The sequence below is a fragment of the Streptomyces marianii genome (assembly GCF_005795905.1).
GTDB lineage: Bacteria > Actinomycetota > Actinomycetes > Streptomycetales > Streptomycetaceae > Streptomyces > Streptomyces marianii.
In genome coordinates this window covers 3,446,953-3,463,230 of the sequence record NZ_VAWE01000001.1, presented here as the reverse complement: position 1 = coordinate 3,463,230, position 16,278 = coordinate 3,446,953, and the positions used below count along the sequence as shown (strand labels likewise).

At 71.9% G+C, this 16,278-nt stretch carries 18 protein-coding genes; 14 read left to right on the top strand and 4 right to left on the bottom strand.

Annotated elements, in window-relative coordinates; all coding sequences use genetic code 11:
- Window positions 1–72 precede the first annotated feature (72 nt).
- From FEF34_RS15515 to FEF34_RS15450, 13 genes are all read left to right on the top strand, one after another.
- Complete coding sequence (locus tag FEF34_RS15515) at window positions 73–474, top strand: NADH-quinone oxidoreductase subunit A (protein WP_138053716.1); 402 nt, start codon at window positions 73–75, stop codon at window positions 472–474.
- Complete coding sequence (locus FEF34_RS15510) at window positions 465–1,148, top strand: NADH-quinone oxidoreductase subunit B (protein WP_138053715.1); 684 nt, start codon at window positions 465–467, stop codon at window positions 1,146–1,148. The genes FEF34_RS15515 and FEF34_RS15510 overlap by 10 nt, the downstream gene beginning before the upstream one ends.
- Window positions 1,145–2,767, top strand: coding sequence for an NADH-quinone oxidoreductase subunit C (locus tag FEF34_RS15505; RefSeq protein WP_171052962.1), 1,623 nt, complete (start codon window positions 1,145–1,147; stop codon window positions 2,765–2,767). Before FEF34_RS15510 ends, FEF34_RS15505 begins: the two co-directional genes overlap by 4 nt.
- Window positions 2,764–3,735, top strand: a complete 972-nt coding sequence (locus FEF34_RS15495) for a complex I subunit 1/NuoH family protein (protein WP_138053713.1) — start codon at window positions 2,764–2,766, stop codon at window positions 3,733–3,735. Before FEF34_RS15505 ends, FEF34_RS15495 begins: the two co-directional genes overlap by 4 nt.
- Window positions 3,732–4,373, top strand: a complete 642-nt coding sequence (locus FEF34_RS15490) for a NuoI/complex I 23 kDa subunit family protein (RefSeq protein ID WP_138057504.1) — start codon at window positions 3,732–3,734, stop codon at window positions 4,371–4,373. The genes FEF34_RS15495 and FEF34_RS15490 overlap by 4 nt, the downstream gene beginning before the upstream one ends.
- The gene (locus tag FEF34_RS15485) at window positions 4,370–4,939 is read left to right on the top strand and encodes an NADH-quinone oxidoreductase subunit J family protein (protein ID WP_138053712.1); all 570 of its coding nucleotides are present in this window, start codon (window positions 4,370–4,372) and stop codon (window positions 4,937–4,939) included. Before FEF34_RS15490 ends, FEF34_RS15485 begins: the two co-directional genes overlap by 4 nt.
- Window positions 4,939–5,298, top strand: coding sequence for an NADH-quinone oxidoreductase subunit NuoK (nuoK, locus tag FEF34_RS15480; protein ID WP_138053711.1), 360 nt, complete (start codon window positions 4,939–4,941; stop codon window positions 5,296–5,298). Before FEF34_RS15485 ends, nuoK begins: the two co-directional genes overlap by 1 nt.
- On the top strand, window positions 5,295–7,286 hold the full coding sequence (locus tag FEF34_RS15475) for an NADH-quinone oxidoreductase subunit 5 family protein (RefSeq protein ID WP_138053710.1): 1,992 nt from the start codon (window positions 5,295–5,297) through the stop codon (window positions 7,284–7,286). The genes nuoK and FEF34_RS15475 overlap by 4 nt, the downstream gene beginning before the upstream one ends.
- A gap of 3 nt (window positions 7,287–7,289) precedes the next feature.
- The gene (locus FEF34_RS15470) at window positions 7,290–8,867 is read left to right on the top strand and encodes a complex I subunit 4 family protein (protein WP_138053709.1); all 1,578 of its coding nucleotides are present in this window, start codon (window positions 7,290–7,292) and stop codon (window positions 8,865–8,867) included.
- Window positions 8,864–10,402, top strand: a complete 1,539-nt coding sequence (locus tag FEF34_RS15465; RefSeq protein ID WP_138053708.1) for an NADH-quinone oxidoreductase subunit N — start codon at window positions 8,864–8,866, stop codon at window positions 10,400–10,402. The genes FEF34_RS15470 and FEF34_RS15465 overlap by 4 nt, the downstream gene beginning before the upstream one ends.
- Before the next feature lie 192 nt (window positions 10,403–10,594).
- Window positions 10,595–11,053: a large conductance mechanosensitive channel protein MscL gene (gene mscL, locus FEF34_RS15460; protein WP_138053707.1), complete on the top strand. Its 459-nt coding sequence runs from the start codon at window positions 10,595–10,597 to the stop codon at window positions 11,051–11,053.
- Window positions 11,054–11,216: 163 nt separating this feature from the next.
- Complete coding sequence (htpX, locus tag FEF34_RS15455; protein ID WP_138053706.1) at window positions 11,217–12,080, top strand: zinc metalloprotease HtpX; 864 nt, start codon at window positions 11,217–11,219, stop codon at window positions 12,078–12,080.
- Entirely contained in the window at window positions 12,077–12,469 is a 393-nt protein-coding gene (locus FEF34_RS15450) for a YccF domain-containing protein (protein ID WP_138053705.1), read from the top strand. Before htpX ends, FEF34_RS15450 begins: the two co-directional genes overlap by 4 nt.
- 179 nt (window positions 12,470–12,648) lie before the next feature.
- Here FEF34_RS15450 and FEF34_RS15445 read toward each other — a convergent pair whose 3' ends face one another.
- Window positions 12,649–13,893 (bottom strand): APC family permease, encoded by a 1,245-nt coding sequence (locus tag FEF34_RS15445; RefSeq protein WP_138053704.1) that lies wholly within the window; start codon window positions 13,891–13,893, stop codon window positions 12,649–12,651.
- Between the two features lie 115 nt (window positions 13,894–14,008).
- Between FEF34_RS15445 and FEF34_RS15440 the strand changes: the two genes are divergently transcribed.
- Complete coding sequence (locus FEF34_RS15440) at window positions 14,009–14,278, top strand: GlsB/YeaQ/YmgE family stress response membrane protein (protein ID WP_138053703.1); 270 nt, start codon at window positions 14,009–14,011, stop codon at window positions 14,276–14,278.
- A 39-nt stretch (window positions 14,279–14,317) separates the two neighbouring features.
- On the opposite strand, the gene FEF34_RS15435 is transcribed toward FEF34_RS15440, so the two are convergent.
- From FEF34_RS15435 to FEF34_RS15425, 3 genes are all read right to left on the bottom strand, one after another.
- Window positions 14,318–14,989 (bottom strand): alpha-ketoglutarate-dependent dioxygenase AlkB family protein, encoded by a 672-nt coding sequence (locus FEF34_RS15435; protein ID WP_138053702.1) that lies wholly within the window; start codon window positions 14,987–14,989, stop codon window positions 14,318–14,320.
- Window positions 14,986–15,492, bottom strand: coding sequence for a methylated-DNA--[protein]-cysteine S-methyltransferase (locus tag FEF34_RS15430; protein ID WP_138053701.1), 507 nt, complete (start codon window positions 15,490–15,492; stop codon window positions 14,986–14,988). Before FEF34_RS15430 ends, FEF34_RS15435 begins: the two co-directional genes overlap by 4 nt.
- A 201-nt stretch (window positions 15,493–15,693) precedes the next feature.
- Complete coding sequence (locus FEF34_RS15425; protein WP_138053700.1) at window positions 15,694–16,182, bottom strand: YajQ family cyclic di-GMP-binding protein; 489 nt, start codon at window positions 16,180–16,182, stop codon at window positions 15,694–15,696.
- Window positions 16,183–16,278 lie beyond the last annotated feature (96 nt).

The window sequence follows — 16,278 nt, the reverse complement described above, 5'->3', positions numbered from 1 at the left end:
TACCGTTTCTTTAACAGGGCCTAGACTCCCGTGCGTACAGAACGTCGAACGGGCAGGGAGCGAGGGGCGGACGTGCGGAAACTTCCCGGATCGACCGTGCTCGCGGCCGACTACTTCCAGAGCTACTCCGTCGTCGGACTGCTCGCCCTGATCGGCGTGCTCTTCGTCGCCGTGGCGTTCGGCGCGGGACGGCTGCTGCGCCCCGTCGTACCGACGCCGGAGAAGCTGCTCACGTACGAGTGCGGAGTCGATCCCGTGGGAGAGGGCTGGGCACACACCCAGGTCCGCTACTACGTGTACGCCTTCCTCTACGTGATCTTCGCCGTCGACTCGATCTTCCTCTTCCCCTGGGCCACGGTCTTCGCCGCACCCGGTTACGGCGCGACGACGCTCGTGGAGATGTTCATCTTCCTCGGCTTCCTGGCCGTGGGAATCCTCTATGCATGGAAGAAGGGCGTCCTCACATGGACGTGACCCCGCAGACCCCGGGCGCCGAGCCGGTGACGCTGCAGGAGCCCAGGAGGCTGGGAGCCCTCTCCCGGCTCGCACCCGAGCCGATGAAGGTGATCCTGAACTGGGGCCGCCGCTACAGCCTGTGGGTCTTCAACTTCGGCCTCGCCTGCTGTGCGATCGAGTTCATCGCCGCTTCGATGGCCCGGCACGACTTCATCCGCCTCGGAGTGATCCCGTTCGCGCCCGGCCCCCGCCAGGCCGACCTGATGGTCGTGTCGGGCACGGTCACCGACAAGATGGCGCCCGCGGTGAAGCGGCTGTACGAACAGATGCCCGAGCCCAAGTACGTCATCTCCTTCGGCGCCTGCTCGAACTGCGGCGGCCCGTACTGGGACTCGTACTCCGTGACCAAGGGCGTCGACCAGATCATCCCCGTCGACGTGTACGTCCCCGGCTGCCCGCCCCGGCCCGAAGCGCTGCTCCAGGGCATCCTCAAGCTGCAGGAGAAGATCGCACGCGAGTCTCTGGGCGAGCGGTACGCCGCCGCTCCCGCACGGGCCTCGGTGGGCGAACTCCGGAGCGGCCTCGTGGCCCCGCCCGCACCGCCCTCGAGCGCCGCGGACTCCCCCTCCGGCGGAGCACCGTCGGGTGAGGCACCGCCCGGGCGGGGGTCCGACCGGGGAGCCGCCTCGTGAGCACGTTCGAGACGGACATCGCCGCACGCTTCGGCGCCGAGGCCACCGCCGAGGCGGCGTACGACCTGCTGACCGTGGACGTTCCGGCGGCCTCCTGGCTCGACGCGCTGCGAGTCGCCCGCGACGAACTCGGCTGTAGCTACTTCGACTGGCTCAGCGCCGTGGACGAGCCGGGCACCGGCTTCCGTGTCTGCGCGCACGTCGTCGCGCTGGAGCAGGGCGAGAAGGGGACGTCCGTGCGCAGGCTCATGCTGCGTACGACCGTTCCGCACGACGCGCCCGTGCTCCCCACCGCCGTGGAGGTCTTCGCGGGCGCCGGCTGGCATGAGCGCGAGACGCACGAGATGTTCGGCGTGGACTTCACCGGCCATCCGCACCTGGTGCCGCTGCTCCTGCCCGACACGTTCGAAGGACACCCGCTGCGCAAGGACTTCGTGCTCGCGGCGCGGGTCGCCAAGGCGTGGCCGGGTGCGAAGGAGCCGGGCGAGTCCGAACACGGCGGGCCGAAGCGGCGCCAGATGCTGCCTCCCGGCGTCCCCGACCCGAACGAGTGGGGCCCCCTCAAGGGCCAGCTCCCCCCTGCACCCGCCCGACCGGCCCGCGCCCCGCGCGCGGCCGGCGAACGCCCGCCGCGCCGCACCCGCAGCGTGTCGGAGGGTTCGGCCAGTCAGGCGACGGCTCCGGCGGAGGGTGCGCCGGCGGCCGGCGCCGGGGTTGAGCCTCAGACACCGGTTTCTGGGGAGGGCTCCGGGGCGACCGGGGCTCCGGAGCGGCGTTCGCGTACGGCTGCGGAGGGTTCGGCCGGTCAGGCCCCCGCGCGCCGCTCGCGGTCGGCGTCCGAGGGCTCGGCGAGCCAGCGGCCGGAGGCGGACGGTGCGGCAGCCGCGCCCCGCCGTTCGCGCAGCGCCGCGGACGGCTCGGCGAGCCGGTCCGGGGATGCCTCACCCCGGTCCGCCGAGGCCCCCCGTGGGCGCAGCACCGACGCGCCCTGGCACCACGCCCGCCCGGCGTTCGACGAGCCGGAGCCGACGAGGGCGGCCCCGGAGTCCCGGCCCGGACCGGGCGGAGGACAGGCCCCGACGGCGCCTGCCGTCGAGGCAGGGCCCTCCGAGGACGCCACGGCCGGGCCCCGCTCCGGAACCGTGTCGGCCGCCGAGGCCGCCACCGGGACCGAGTCCGGTCCCGAGGCGGAGACGGCCGAGTCCGGTTCCGAGGCCGCTCCCGGGGCCGCTCCCGAGTCCGGTCCTGGCCCGGATGCCGACGGCGCAGGTGCCACCGAGACCCGGCCCGAGTCCGAGACCCGGCCCGAGTCCGAGACGCGGCCCGAGTCCGAGACGCGGCCCGAGACGCGGGCCGAGTCCGAGACCCGGCCCGAGCCCACGTCTGATCAGGCCGGTGCCGGTGCCGGTGCCGGACCGGAGCCCGAGCCCCGGGCCGAGCCCGACCCGGAGCCCGGAGCCGGTGCCACCACCTCCGAACCCGCCCCGGAGCCTGCAGCCGGCACGCCCGGAGCCGGTGCCACCACCCCACCCACGACACCGGCCCCCCGGCCGGACGGCGGGCCCGAGGAAGGACCCGGGCCGCGGACGGACGACGCCACGGGAGGCGACCGCGCGTGAACGACGCACTCGACGTCGCCCTGCGGCTCCTGGCCGTCTTCGCCGTGTTCCTGGTGCTGCCCCTCGTCATCGGGCAGACCGAGCACAAGGTGATGGCCCATATGCAGGGCCGGCTCGGCCCCATGTACGCCGGTGGTTTCCACGGCTGGGCGCAGCTCGTCGCGGACGGCGTGAAGTTCGCACAGAAGGAGGACGTGGTCCCGGCCGAGGCGGACCGTCGCGTCTTCCAGCTCGCGCCCGCCGTCGCGCTCCTCCCGTACCTGCTCGTGCTGGTCGCGATCCCGATCGGCCCGAGCGAGGGAGCTGTCGGGATCATCGTCGACGCGGGCATCTTCTTCGTGCTCGCCGTCATGGGTGTCGGTGTGCTCGGCTCGCTCATGGCGGGCTGGGCCTCGGCCAACAAGTTCTCGCTCCTGGGCGCACTGCGCACCGCCGCGCAGCTCCTCGCCTACGAACTGCCGATGCTGCTCGCCGCCGCGTCCGTCGCGATGGCCGCCGGCACCGTCTCCCTTCCCGGCATCCTGAACGCCTTCGAGTGGTGGTGGCTGCCCTGGCAGATCGTCGGCGCCCTGGTCTTCTTCGTCGCCGGTCTCGCCGAGCTTCAGCGTCCGCCGTTCGACATGCCGGTCGCCGACTCCGAGATCATCTTCGGCGCTTACACGGAGTACACGGGACTGCGGTTCGCCCTGTTCCTGCTCGCCGAGTACGCGGGCATCGTCGTCCTCTGCGGTCTGACCACCATCCTCTTCCTCGGCGGCTGGCACGGCCCGTTGGGCGCAGACGGTCTCGGCTGGCTGTGGACCCTGCTGAAGACCGCGGTGCTCGCCTTCATCGTGATCTGGCTCCGCGTGACCTACCCCCGGCTGCGGGAGGACCAGCTCCAGCGGCTCGCCTGGACGACACTCGTTCCGCTCGCCCTCGCCCAGATCGCCCTCACCGGCGTCGTCAAGGTGGTGATGCAGTCATGACCGGCTCCCATCCGCCCTCCCGGTCCCGTATCCCCGGATCGGGCCTGGCCAAGGGGCTCGCCGTCACCCTGCGGACGATGACGAAGCGCGCGCACACCGCGCAGTACCCCGACGTGCAGCCCGAACTCCCGCCCCGCTCGCGCGGTGTGATCGGTCTGTTCGAGGAGAACTGCACGGTCTGCATGCTCTGCGCCCGTGAATGCCCCGACTGGTGCATCTACATCGACTCCCACAAGGAGACGGTCCCGGCGGTCACCCCGGGGGGCCGTGAGCGCTCCCGCAACGTCCTCGACCGGTTCGCCATCGACTTCTCCCTCTGCATGTACTGCGGTATCTGCATCGAGGTCTGTCCCTTCGACGCGCTGTTCTGGTCGCCGGAGTTCGAGTACGCCGAGACCGACATCCGTGATCTGACCCATGAACGGGACAAGCTCCGCGAGTGGATGTGGACGGTTCCGGCGCCGCCGGCGCTCGACCCCGCAGCCGAGGAGCCCAAGGAACTCGCCGCGGCCCGCAAGGCCGCGGAGAAGCTCGCCGCCGCGCGGGCCGAAGCCGACAGGTCCGAGGCCGAGCAGGCAGCCGGTGCGCCGGACGCCACCGGCCCGGCCGCTCCGCCGGTCGAGGGAGGGCAGGCATGACCCTTGCGCACGCCGTCGCCCAGACGGGAAACGGCTTCCTGTCCCCGACGGGCGTCGAGATCGCCTTCCTGCTCGTCGGTATCGCCACCCTGGCCGCCGCCGTCCTCACCGTCACGACCCGGCAACTGGTGCACGCCGCCCTGTGGCTGGTCGTCGCGCTGGGCGGGCTCGCCGTCGAGTACCTCCTGCTGACCGCCGAGTTCATCGCCTGGGTGCAGGTGCTGATCTACGTCGGCTCCGTGGTCGTCCTCCTCCTCTTCGGACTGATGCTCACCAAGGCCCCCATCGGCCGCTCCGCCGACGCCGACTCCGGCAACCGCCCCGCCGCGCTCGTCGTGGCAGTGGCCTCCGCGGCCGCTCTGGTCTGGGTGGTCGTCGACGCCTTCCGCGCGACGTGGATCGACCTCGACGGGCCGTCCCAGGGTTCCACCCGGGTCTCCGGCGAGATCCTCTTCCGGCACTGGGTGCTGCCGTTCGAGGCACTGTCCGTGCTGCTCCTGGCCGCCCTTGTCGGAGCGATCGTCCTGTCCCGCAAGAACTCCCAGGACCGGGAGGGGAAGAGCTGATGCATCTCGCCTATCCAGCGGTGCTCTCCGTCCTCCTGTTCTGCACGGGGCTGTACGGGGTGCTGGCACGCCGCAACGCGATCCTGGTCCTGATGTCGGTCGAGCTCATGCTCAACGCCGTCAACCTCAACCTCGTCGCCTTCGACGTCTGGCTGCGCGACGCCCTGCACAGCGGCCAGGCCCTGACCCTGTTCACCATCGCCATCGCAGCCGCGGAGATCGGCATCGGTCTGGCGATCGTCCTGATGGTGTACCGCAACCGCGGTACCTCGGACATCGACAGGCTCCGCGACACCGCCGAAGGCCACGAACCGGCCAACACCGCCGCCCCGGCGGAGAAGGCCGAGGCCACCGCGTGACAACGACGACCCTCGCCGTTCTCGTCCCCCTCCTTCCCTTTCTCGGCGCCGCCGCCGGGCTGCTCCTCGGTCGTTCGGCGCCCGGATTCGTCCGGCCCCTGGCCGTACTGCCGACGCTCGCCGCCACGGTGCTCGCCGCGCTCGTCGCCGTGCGTCAGGGCGGCGGCCGGCCGATCAGCGCGTCCACCCAGCTCACCCCCACCGGCTCGGTCCCCGTCGACCTCGCCCTCTACCTCGACGGCTTCGCCGTCCTGGTCGCCGTGCTCGTCGGTGTCGTCGCCTCCTGCGTACAGATCTACTCGACCGCCTATCTGCGCGACGACCCGCGCTACCCGTCCTACGCGGCCCTGGTCTCGCTGTTCACCTCCGCGATGCTGCTCGTCGTCTACTCGGGCGATCTGATGGTGCTGCTGGTCGGCTGGGAGATCATGGGCATCTGCTCGTACTTCCTGGTCGGCCACTACTGGGAGACGCCCGAGGCACGGGCCGCCTCCCTGAAGGCGTTCCTGGTCACCAAGCTCGGCGACGTCCCCTTCCTGTTCGGTCTGTTCGCGCTCGCGGTGGATGCCGGAACGTTCCGCATCACCGGCGTCCTCGGAGCCGTCGCGGCGGGTGCGATCGACCATCCGACCCTGGTGGCGCTGCTGCTGCTCGCGGGTGTCGCGGGCAAGTCCGCCCAGTTCCCGCTGCACACCTGGCTCCCCGACGCCATGGCCGGCCCGACCCCGGTCTCCGCGCTGATCCACGCAGCGACGATGGTCGCCGCCGGCGTGTACTTCGTCGCCCGGCTCCTCCCCGTCTTCGCCGCCTCAGCCGCGGCGCTGATCGTCCTCGCCGTGATGGCCGCGATCACCATGGTCGGCTCCGCCCTTGCCGCCCTCGCCCAGGACGACATCAAACGGGTGCTCGCCTACTCGACGATCGGCCAGCTCGGCTACATGTCGGGTGCCCTGGCGGTCGGGGACCGGGGCGCCGCCGTCTTCCACCTCCTGTCGCACGGTGCGTTCAAGGCACTGCTCTTCCTCGCGGCCGGTGTGATCATCCATGCCGCCGGCACCAACTCGCTGGCCGCCATGTCCCGGATGAGCGGGCTGACCAAGCGGATCCCCGACGCGTACTGGACGATGACGATCGCCCTGCTCGCGCTCGTCGCTGTTCCCCCCTTCGCCGGCTTCTTCTCCAAGGAAGCCGTCCTCGTGGCCGCCGAGCACAGCGCGCTCGGCGACTCCGCCGTCGCCCCCGCCGCGGCGGGCTGGGCCGTTCTGGTCTCGGGGCTGCTCACCGCCCTCCTCACCGCCGCGTACGCCACCCGGCTGTGGTTGCTCGCGTTCCGCGGCCGGGGCGCCGAGGCCCCCGAGCACGGCCGGCAGCCCCTGGCCATGACCGCAGTCCTCTGGGTGCTGGCCGCGCCGTCGCTCGCCTTCGGCCTGACCGCGGGCTTCATCGACGACTGGTTCGACGGCCGGCCGCTGCAGCCGACCTTCACGACCGCCGTGCTGGGCACGGGTGTCGCCCTCGTCGGCGGGCTCGTCACCTACGCCACCTGGCGGCACACGACGGCCCTGGCCGCACGTGCCCCGATGGGTGCCGTTGCCGTCCACCCCGAGGCCGAACCGGCCGTGTCCGAGGCGGAGGCGATCACCAGCCACGAACCCGCCTACGGGGACATCGCGGCCGCGCCCGATCCGGCCGACCCCGGCCGGCTGCTGCTCGGTCCGCTGCACCGGCCCGCGGCCGCCGGCTTCCACCTCGACGCCGTCTACCGTGCCCTGTTCGTCCGCCCGGTCACGGCCGGCGCCGAACTGGTGAGGTTCCTCGACCGGGAGGTCGTCGACACCTATGTGCGCGGTGCGGGCACCGGCACCAACTGGCTCGGGTGGCTCGTCCGCCGCGCCCAGACCGGAAACGTGCAGACCTACCTCAGCGCACTGCTGGCCGGCTCCGTCGTCCTGGCGATCGCCGTCGTACTCGTCGCCGCGGGAGCGTGAGCCGTGATCGATATCAGCGAATCCGTGATGCAGTTCCTTCTCGCGTTCATCGTCGTCGGCCCGCTCATCGGTGCCGCCGCGGCCCTCCTGCCGGCCCCTCCCGGGCTGAAGGGGAAGTCACCGGACCAGGCCGTGCTGCGGCACGGTGTGACCGTCACCGGCGCGATCCTCGCGGCCGCGATCCTCCTCGCGCTGGGCTTCGACCACGACCAGCCGTCGAAGATGCAGGCCACGACGGACATCAGCTGGATCCCGGCACTGGACGTGCGGATCCACCTCGGCACCGACGGCATTTCCCTCCCCCTCCTCGTCCTGACCGCGCTGCTGACCTTCCTCTGCGCGCTGTACAGCTACTCCAAGATGCCCGAGGGCCCGTCCCCCAAGGCCTTCGTCGCGCTGCTCCTCGTGCTCGAGTCCGGCACCCTCGCCACCTTCGCCGTTCTCGACCTGCTGCTGTTCTTCCTCGCCTTCGAGACGGTCCTGATCCCGATGTACTTCCTCATCGCCCGCTGGGGCGGCGCCGGCCGCCGCCCCGCGGCCTGGAAGTTCATCCTCTTCACCCTGCTCGGTTCGGTCGTCATGCTGCTCGGCCTGCTCCTCGTGGGGCTGCAGGCGGGCACGTTCGACATGCTGGCACTCGCCACTGACAACGGCCGCGGCCTCAGCCTGTCCGTGCAGGTCGTCGCCGTTCTCGCGATCGGGGTCGGCCTCGCGGTGAAGACCCCGATGTGGCCGCTGCACAGCTGGCTCCCCGACGCCCACACCGCCGCTCCGACGGTCGGTTCGGTCCTGCTCGCCGGCGTCCTGCTGAAGATGGGCACGTACGGCTTCGTCCGGATCGTCCTGCCGATCGCACCCGACGGCATGCAGGTCTTCGCCCCGTACCTCGCCGCCTTCGCCGTCGTCGGCGTCATCTACGGATCCCTCGCCTGCCTCGCGCTCGCCAGGCCGGGCTCCAAGGGCGACCTGAAGCGCCTGATCGCGTACTCCTCCGTCGGCCACATGGGCTTCGTGCTCCTGGGCATCGCGACCATGACCCCGACCGGCGTCAACGGCGCGCTCTTCGCCAACATCGCCCACGGCCTCATCACCGGTCTGCTCTTCTTCCTGGCCGGCGCGGTGAAGGACCGGTACGGGACCGCCGACCTCGACACGCTCGCCGGCGCCACCGGGGCCGCGCTGTACGGCCGCGCGCCCCGCCTGGGCGGACTGCTCGCCTTCGCGGCGGTGGCCTCGCTGGGTCTGCCCGGTCTCGCCGGGTTCTGGGGCGAGATGCTCGCCCTCTTCGGCGCCTTCGATCCAGCCGACGGCCTCAGCCGTCCCGCGTTCCTGACCTTCATGGCCGTCGGCGGCCTCGGCACCCTGCTCACCGCCGCGTACCTGCTCGTCGTGGTCCGCCGTGTCTGCATGGGCGGCCCCCGGCCCGCCGGAGAGGCGCGGCTCGCCGACGTAGAGGGCTACGAGGCCGCCGCCTGGACGCCGCTCGCCGCCCTCACCGTCCTCGCCGGGCTCTGGCCTGCGGTCCTCCTCGGCCTCACCGACCCGGCCGTGCAGAAGCTCCTCGCTGGAGGAAAGGCATGACCCTGGCCGCCGCACCGCAGGCGCTCGTCGCGCCCGTCGTCCAGTCCGTCGACTGGCTCGCGATCGCCCCACCCACCATCGCCGCGGTGGCCGCCCTGCTCATCCTGGTCGCCGACCTCTTCGTCGCCGAGCGGAAGAAGGCGTTCCTCGGCTACGCGGCCATCGCCTCCCTCGCAGTCGCCGTGGTCTCGCTGCTGCCGCTGCGCGGAGCGGACCGCGCCACGTTCTGCCTCACCACCGCCCCCGACGTGTGCAGCTACACGGCGGACCGGTTCACGCTCGTCATCCAGTTCCTGGTGCTGGGCGGCGCGCTGGTCACCGCTCTGATCTCCGTCACCGAGACCCGCCGGCGGCTGCCGGCGGGGGAGTACTGGTTCCTGTTGCTGTCCTCCGCGGCCGGAGCGGCCCTGCTGCCCGCCGCGCGGGACCTCGCCACTCTCGTCGTCGCCCTCGAGGTCGCCTCGCTGCCCGCGTTCGCGCTGGTCGGCCTGCGCCGCGGCAACCGGATGTCCAGCGAGGCGGCCCTCAAGTTCTTCCTGTCCTCGGTCACCGCCACCGCCGTGATGCTGCTGGGCGTCAGCTTCGTGTACGCGGTGACGGGCACCCTGCACCTGACCCGGATCGCCTCCCGCATGGACGACGTGCCCGGTCAGCTGGACACCCTGGCCCAGGTGGGTGTGGCGCTCACCCTCGTCGGGTTCGCCTTCAAGACGGCGGCCGTTCCGTTCCACTTCTGGGTGCCCGACACCTACGTGGGCGCGCCGCTGCCCGTCGCCGCGTACCTCTCCGTCATCGGCAAGGCCGTCGGCTTCTCCGGGCTGATCCTGGTGACGGTCATCGCCTTCCCCGCCCATGCGGACGTGTGGGGTCCCGCCGTCGCCGTGCTCGCGGCCCTCACCATGACCGCCGGCAACGTCGCGGCCGTGCGCCAGTCGCCCACCCGTGAGAACAGCGCCGTACGGCTGCTCGCCTGGTCCTCCGTGGGGCAGGCGGGCTACCTCCTGGTCCCGATCGCCGCGGCCGCCTGGTCCGGCGACGTCCGGATCGGCTCCACCGTCGCGTACGCCCTCATGTACGCGGTCGTGAACCTCGGGGCTTTCGCCGTGGTCGCCCTGGTCGCCCGCACGAAACCCCGGAACCGGATCGCCGACTACCGCGGCCTGTACGCGACCCGTCCCGTGACCGCCCTGGTGCTGGCCTTCTTCCTGCTCTGCCTGGCCGGACTGCCGCCGGGCGTCATCGGGCTCTTCGCCAAGGTCACGGTCTTCTCGGCCGCGGTCGACGCGGGCCTCGGCTGGCTCGCCGTCGTCATGGGCGTGAACGTGGTGATCGCGCTCTACTACTACCTGCAGTGGACCGCCCAGCTCTTCCGGGCGCCGGAGGAGGCGCCCGAGGGCGCGGCCGGGACCGTGCCGGCACGCCGCACCGCACCCGCTCTGGTCACCGCGGCGATCGCGCTCACCGCAGCCGCGGGGGTCCTGCTGTCCGGTTGGCCGCAGCTGGTGCTGCGCTTCGCCGCCGTCGACCTGTTCTGACGGGCGCACGACAGAACCGCAGGTCGCCCGCGCGGCACCGGACACGTGTCCTCCCGGCAGCCGTGGAACGCGCTGCGCCGGGTAGGCGGATCCGTCGGTTCGACAAGCGGTGCCCCGAGCGGGCACGGTGTTGACCGCATCCGGACGAGCAGCAGGAACGACATGGCCGCAGAACGACGAGGGAGTACCGCTGTGCTGAGCGGATTCAAGGACTTCATCCTCCGTGGAAACGTGATCACGATGGCGATCGGCCTCGCGGTCGGCTCCGCCTTCACGGCGGTCGTCACGGGGCTCACCAACGCCTTCATCACCCCGCTGATCGGCGTGGCCACGCAGGGCGCCGGGGACTTCAGCAAGGCGGCCTTCACGGTCCAGGGGGTGAAGTTTCCCTACGGCCTCTTCATCAGCGCCACCATCGCCTTCGTGATCACCGCCGCCGTCCTCTACTTCTGCGTCGTCGTCCCGATGCTGAAGGTGCAGAACCGCTTCACCAAGGAGGAGCCGGTCAGCATCAAGGCGGCGGTGCGCGACTGCCCGCGCTGCTACACGGAGATCCCCGCGATCGCCAGCCGCTGCGCGCACTGCACGAGCGATGTGGAGCCTCTCCCCGAGGCACTGGAGAAGGCCGGGGTGCTCCCCTCCCAGCGCTGAGCCGGCCGGGTCACCCGAACGGCCCAGCGATGCCGGGCTCCCCGCCCGTGGCGGCGGGGGAACCCGCGGCTCCCGCCTGGCGTTGACCAGTACGGGAGGGTCCACTGGAGAGCGGACCACGACCGCAGAGGGTTCCCCTGCCGAACCACTTGGAGGGCGTACCGTGCACCGCCGGCACAACGGACTGAGGACTGCCGTTCTCCTCGGGGGGCTGTCCGCCCTCATCATCGTCATCGGCAGTCTCTTCGGCCGTACGGGCCTGATCGTCGCCGTCGTCGTGGCCCTGGGGACGAACGCGTACGCGTACTGGAACAGCGACAAGATCGCGCTCCGGGCCATGCGCGCCCGGCCGGTCAGCGAGTTCGAGGCGCCCGCGCTGTACCGGATCGTCCGCGAGCTCTCCACACAGGCCCGTCAGCCGATGCCCCGGCTGTACATCTCGCCGACCCAGGCGCCGAACGCCTTCGCCACGGGGCGCAATCCGCGCAACGCGGCGGTCTGCTGCACCGAGGGCATCCTGCGGATCCTCAACGAGCGGGAACTGCGGGCGGTCCTCGGCCATGAGCTGAGCCACGTCTACAACCGGGACATCCTCATCTCGTCCGTCGCCGGCGCCCTCGCCTCAGTGATCATGTTCCTGGTGAACTTCGCCTGGCTGATTCCCATAGGCCGCTCGGACGACGACGACGGCCCCGGGCTGCTCGGCCTGCTCCTCATCATGATCCTGGGTCCGCTCGCGGCGTCCGTCATCCAACTCGCCATCAGCCGCTCCCGCGAGTTCGAGGCCGACGCCGACGGGGCCAGGCTCACCGGCGACCCGCTCGCCCTTGCGAGCGCCCTGCGCAAGTTGGAGGAGGGCGCCAAGCAGTTGCCCCTGCCGCCCGAGCCGAAGATCGAGACGGCGAGCCATATGATGATCGCCAACCCCTTCCGACCGGGCCGGAGCGTCACCAAGCTGTTCAGCACCCACCCGCCGATGGCCGAACGCATCGCCCGTCTCGAACAGATGGCAGGTCACCGCCCATGAAGACAATCCTGAACGTCATCTGGCTCATCCTCTGCGGCTTCTGGATGTTCCTCGGCTATCTGCTGGCCGGCGTCCTGCTGTGCATCACCATCATCGGCATCCCCTTCGGCCTGGCCGCCTTCCGCATCGGCGTCTACGCGCTGTGGCCCTTCGGCCAGACGGTGGTGGAACGCAGGGACGCGGGCGCGCCCTCCTGCATCGGGAACGTGCTCTGGCTGATCCTGGCCGGCTGGTGGCTGGCGCTCGGGCACGTCGTCACGGGCATCGCCCTGTGCCTCACCATCATCGGCATCCCGCTGGGCCTCGCGAACTTCAAGCTGATCCCCGTCTCGCTGCTGCCGCTCGGCAAGGAGATCGTGCCGACCGACCAGCCGTTCACGGCGAGGTGAGACCGGAGCCCCGAGCCCCGAGCCCGCGGGACGGCACCCCGTGAGCCCCGAGCCGTTGACGCCCTGCACGGAGCTGCGGCGCGGCCGGTGACGAGGGAGCGGGCGAGCGGGAGCGGCCGATGCAGGCGTAGGCCGACGAGCCCCTTCGAGGAGGTCGTCGACCTCCTCGGGGCCGAGTGTCAGGGGCGATCACCGCCGGCCCGCCCCCGTACCGCGTACGCCGCCGCGCCCGCCGCCAGCACCGCCGCGCCCGCCACCACCGACGCCAACGGCAGTGCGAGAGCCAGCACCAGACAGCCCGCCAACCCGACGACCGTGAGGGCCCTTCCCCGGGATCCGAGTGTCCACGCCGAGGCGTTGGCGATGGCGTAGTACACGAGCACGCCGAACGACGAGAAGCCGATCGCGCCCCGCAGGTCCGCCGTCGCAGCCACCACGGCGACCACCGCCCCCACCGCGAGCTCGGCGTGGTGCGGCACCTGGAAGCGGGGGTGGATGGCCGCGAGAGTGCGCGGCAGATGGCCGTCCCGGGCCATTGCGAGCGTCGTCCGGGAGACACCGAGGATCAGTGCCAGCAGCGCTCCGAGGGCGGCCACCGCCGCTCCGACCCGTACGACGGGGGCCAGCCTCTCCGCCCCGGCCGCCCGGACGGCGTCGGCCAGGGGAGCCGTCGCCCCGCCGAGTCCCTCCGCGCCCAGCACGGAGAGGACCGCACAGGCCACGACCACGTACACGCCCAGCGCGATCCCCAGGGCCAGCGGGATCGCACGCGGGATCGTCCGGGCCGGATCCCGCACCTCCTCGCCGAGCGTGGCGATCCGCGCGTACCCGGCGAACGCGAAGAACAGCAGTCCGGCAGCCTGCAGCACACCGCCCGCGCCGCCGCCGGAGCCACCCGACAGCAGACGGCCGGGGGCAGCGGACGGGGAGGTGAGGGAGGCGACGACCGCCGCCGCCAGGACCGCCAGCACGACCGCGACGATCGCCCGGGTCAGCCGGGCGGACTTCTGAACGCCGCCGTAGTTCACGGCCGTCAGCGCCACGACCGCGGCCACCGCGACGGCGTGTGCCTGCTCGGGCCAGAGGTAGGCCCCCGCGGTCAGTGCCATCGCCGCGCACGAGGCGGTCTTCCCGACGACGAAGCCCCAGCCCGCGAGATAGCCCCAGAACGGGCCCAGCCGCTCCCGCCCGTACACGTACGTCCCGCCCGAGGCCGGGTAGCGGGCCGCGAGCCGGGCCGACGCGGTGGCGTTGCAGTACGCCACGACCGCGGCCAGTCCCAGCGCCAGGAGCAGCAGCGGACCGGTGCCGGCCGCCGCGGCCGCGGGCGCCGGTGCGACGAAGACCCCGGCGCCGATCATCGCGCCGAGCCCGATGACGACCGCGTCGAACACGCCCAGCGACCTGCGCAGTTCCTGTGTCATGCATCGCACCCTACTGACGGCCGCAACCGCGCTCCGCCCCGCCGGCGTCTGACATGACAGCAGCGCGCTACGGGCAGGAGTCCGGGGACGCGCACGAGGAAAGGCAGGTCATGGCATGGGCATCATCAGCTGGATCGTCCTCGGTCTGCTCGCCGGGATCATCGCCAAGATCCTGCTGCCGGGCCGCGACCCGGGCGGACTGATCGGCACCACCCTCATCGGTGTCGCCGGCGCCTTCGTCGGTGGCTGGATATCGTCCCGCTTCCTGGACCGTCCGATCACCAAGGACTTCTACGACGGCGCCACATGGGTCTCCGCCATCGGTGGCGCGCTCGTCCTGCTCATCGCCTACCGCATCCTCTTCGGCCATTCACGGTCGCGCTGACAAAGCCGGCCGGGGCCGCCCCCGGCCGAACCGGGGCGCTCAATCCCGGAGGCCGGTCTCGCGCAGGGTGATGTTCAGCCGGCCGGCCAGACCCAGCGCGGGATCGGCCGTGCCCGGAAGGACCCTGGGCACCCCGTGGTAGGCGAAGCGGGACGGCCCGCCGAAGACGAACAGGTCGCCGGACGCCAACTCGACGTCCGTGTAAGGCCGGCCGCGGTTCGCGGTGTTCCCGAAGCGGAAGACGCAGGTGTCGCCGACGCTGAGAGACACCACCGGGGCGCCGGACCGCTCGTCCTTGTCCTGGTGCATGCCCATCCTGGCGTCCCCGTCGTAGAAGTTGACGAGCGCGGTGTCCGGCGCGTACGGCCTGCCGCTCCCGTCGGCCACCGCGGTGCCGCCGTACGAGACGGCCAGCGCCTCGCGTCCCAACTCCGCCAGCCAGTCGGGGAATCCGGCGACCCGGGCGCCGTTCACGTCGTCGGCGGTCCGGGTGTACCGGTACGGCTGCCAGTGCCACCCGAGGCAGACCGTCCGCACGGACATCACCCCGCCCGTCGGCAGCCTGGTGTGCCGGATCGGGACCGGTCCGCGCGCCCACTCCCTGCACACCGTGACGAGTTCCCGCTGCCGGGCGGTGGACAGCCAGCCGGGGACGTGCACCGCCCCCGGCGCCGGCTCGGCCCGCTCCCGCGGGAAGAGTCCTTCGCTCACGGCACCAGCGCGCCTTCCAACCCGAGGAGCCGCTCCTTGCACGGCAGGCCCCCCGCGTACCCGCGCAGTGCGCCGTCGGCGCCGATCACCCGGTGGCACGGCCGCACGATCAGCAGCGGATTGCGGCCGACGGCCGTCCCCACCGCCCGCACCCCGGCCCCCGCGGCGCCGACCCGCTCGGCGATCTGGCCGTAGGTCGCCGTCCGCCCGTAGGGAATCTCCTCCACCGCCTGCCAGACGCGCCGCTGGAAGTCCGTGCCGGCGCCCCTCGCGAACTCGACCGAGAAGGACGTCAGCTCCCCGGCGAAGTAGGCCCGGAGCTGCGCGGTGATCTCCTCGAACTCCTCCGGCGCGGGCCTCCGGCCCTCCCGCACCTCCGCCGCGCCCTTCTGCCCGGGCAGCGAGAGCGAGACGAGCGCGGTCCCGCCTACGGCGGTCGCGGACTCCTCGCCGACCAGCAGCAGCTCACCGAGCGGGCTGTCGACCGTCGTGTACACCGTCATGGCTCTTTCCTCTCCGCCGTGGGCCCGTCCTTCCGCGGTCCCGCCTCCATGACTCCGCGGCGCGGGGGCCGACCGCACCGACGGTATTCGGAGGTCGCTTCCGGCCCGCACCGGGACGCGAGGCGGGGGTGGTGCGGCCCGGCCGCACCACCCCCGAGTGCCTGTCTCCGCACGGCCGGACGGCTCAGCGGCGGTCACGGCTCAGCGGTAGTTCACGAACTGAAGGGCGAAGTCGAAGTCCTTCCCCTTCAACAGCGCGATGACCGCCTGCAGGTCGTCGCGGCTCTTCGAGCTGACCCGCAGCTCGTCGCCCTGCACCTGCGCCTTGACGCCCTTCGGGCCCTCGTCGCGGATGGCCTTGGCGACCTTCTTCGCGTTCTCCTGGGAGATGCCCTCCTGGATCGACGCGAAGATCTTGTACTCCTTGCCGGAGAGCTGGGGCTCTCCCGCCTCCAGCGCCTTCAGCGAGATTCCCCGCTTGATCAGCTTGGACTGGAAGATGTCGAGGATCGCCTTGACCCGCTCCTCCCCGCTCGCCTGCATCAGGATCTTCTCGCCGGACCACTCGATGGTCGCGCCGGTGCCCTTGAAGTCGTAGCGCTGCGAGATCTCCTTGGCGGCCTGGTTGAGGGCGTTGTCGACCTCCTGCCGCTCGACCTTCGAGACGATGTCGAAACTGGAGTCGGCCATGTCCTGTGGCTCCTTGTATCGGGTGGGTAGAAGCACGGCCGGATGCCCGGACCGCCACCGCAAAGCCTAGCCACCCGCACCGGCCGGAGGCGCTGA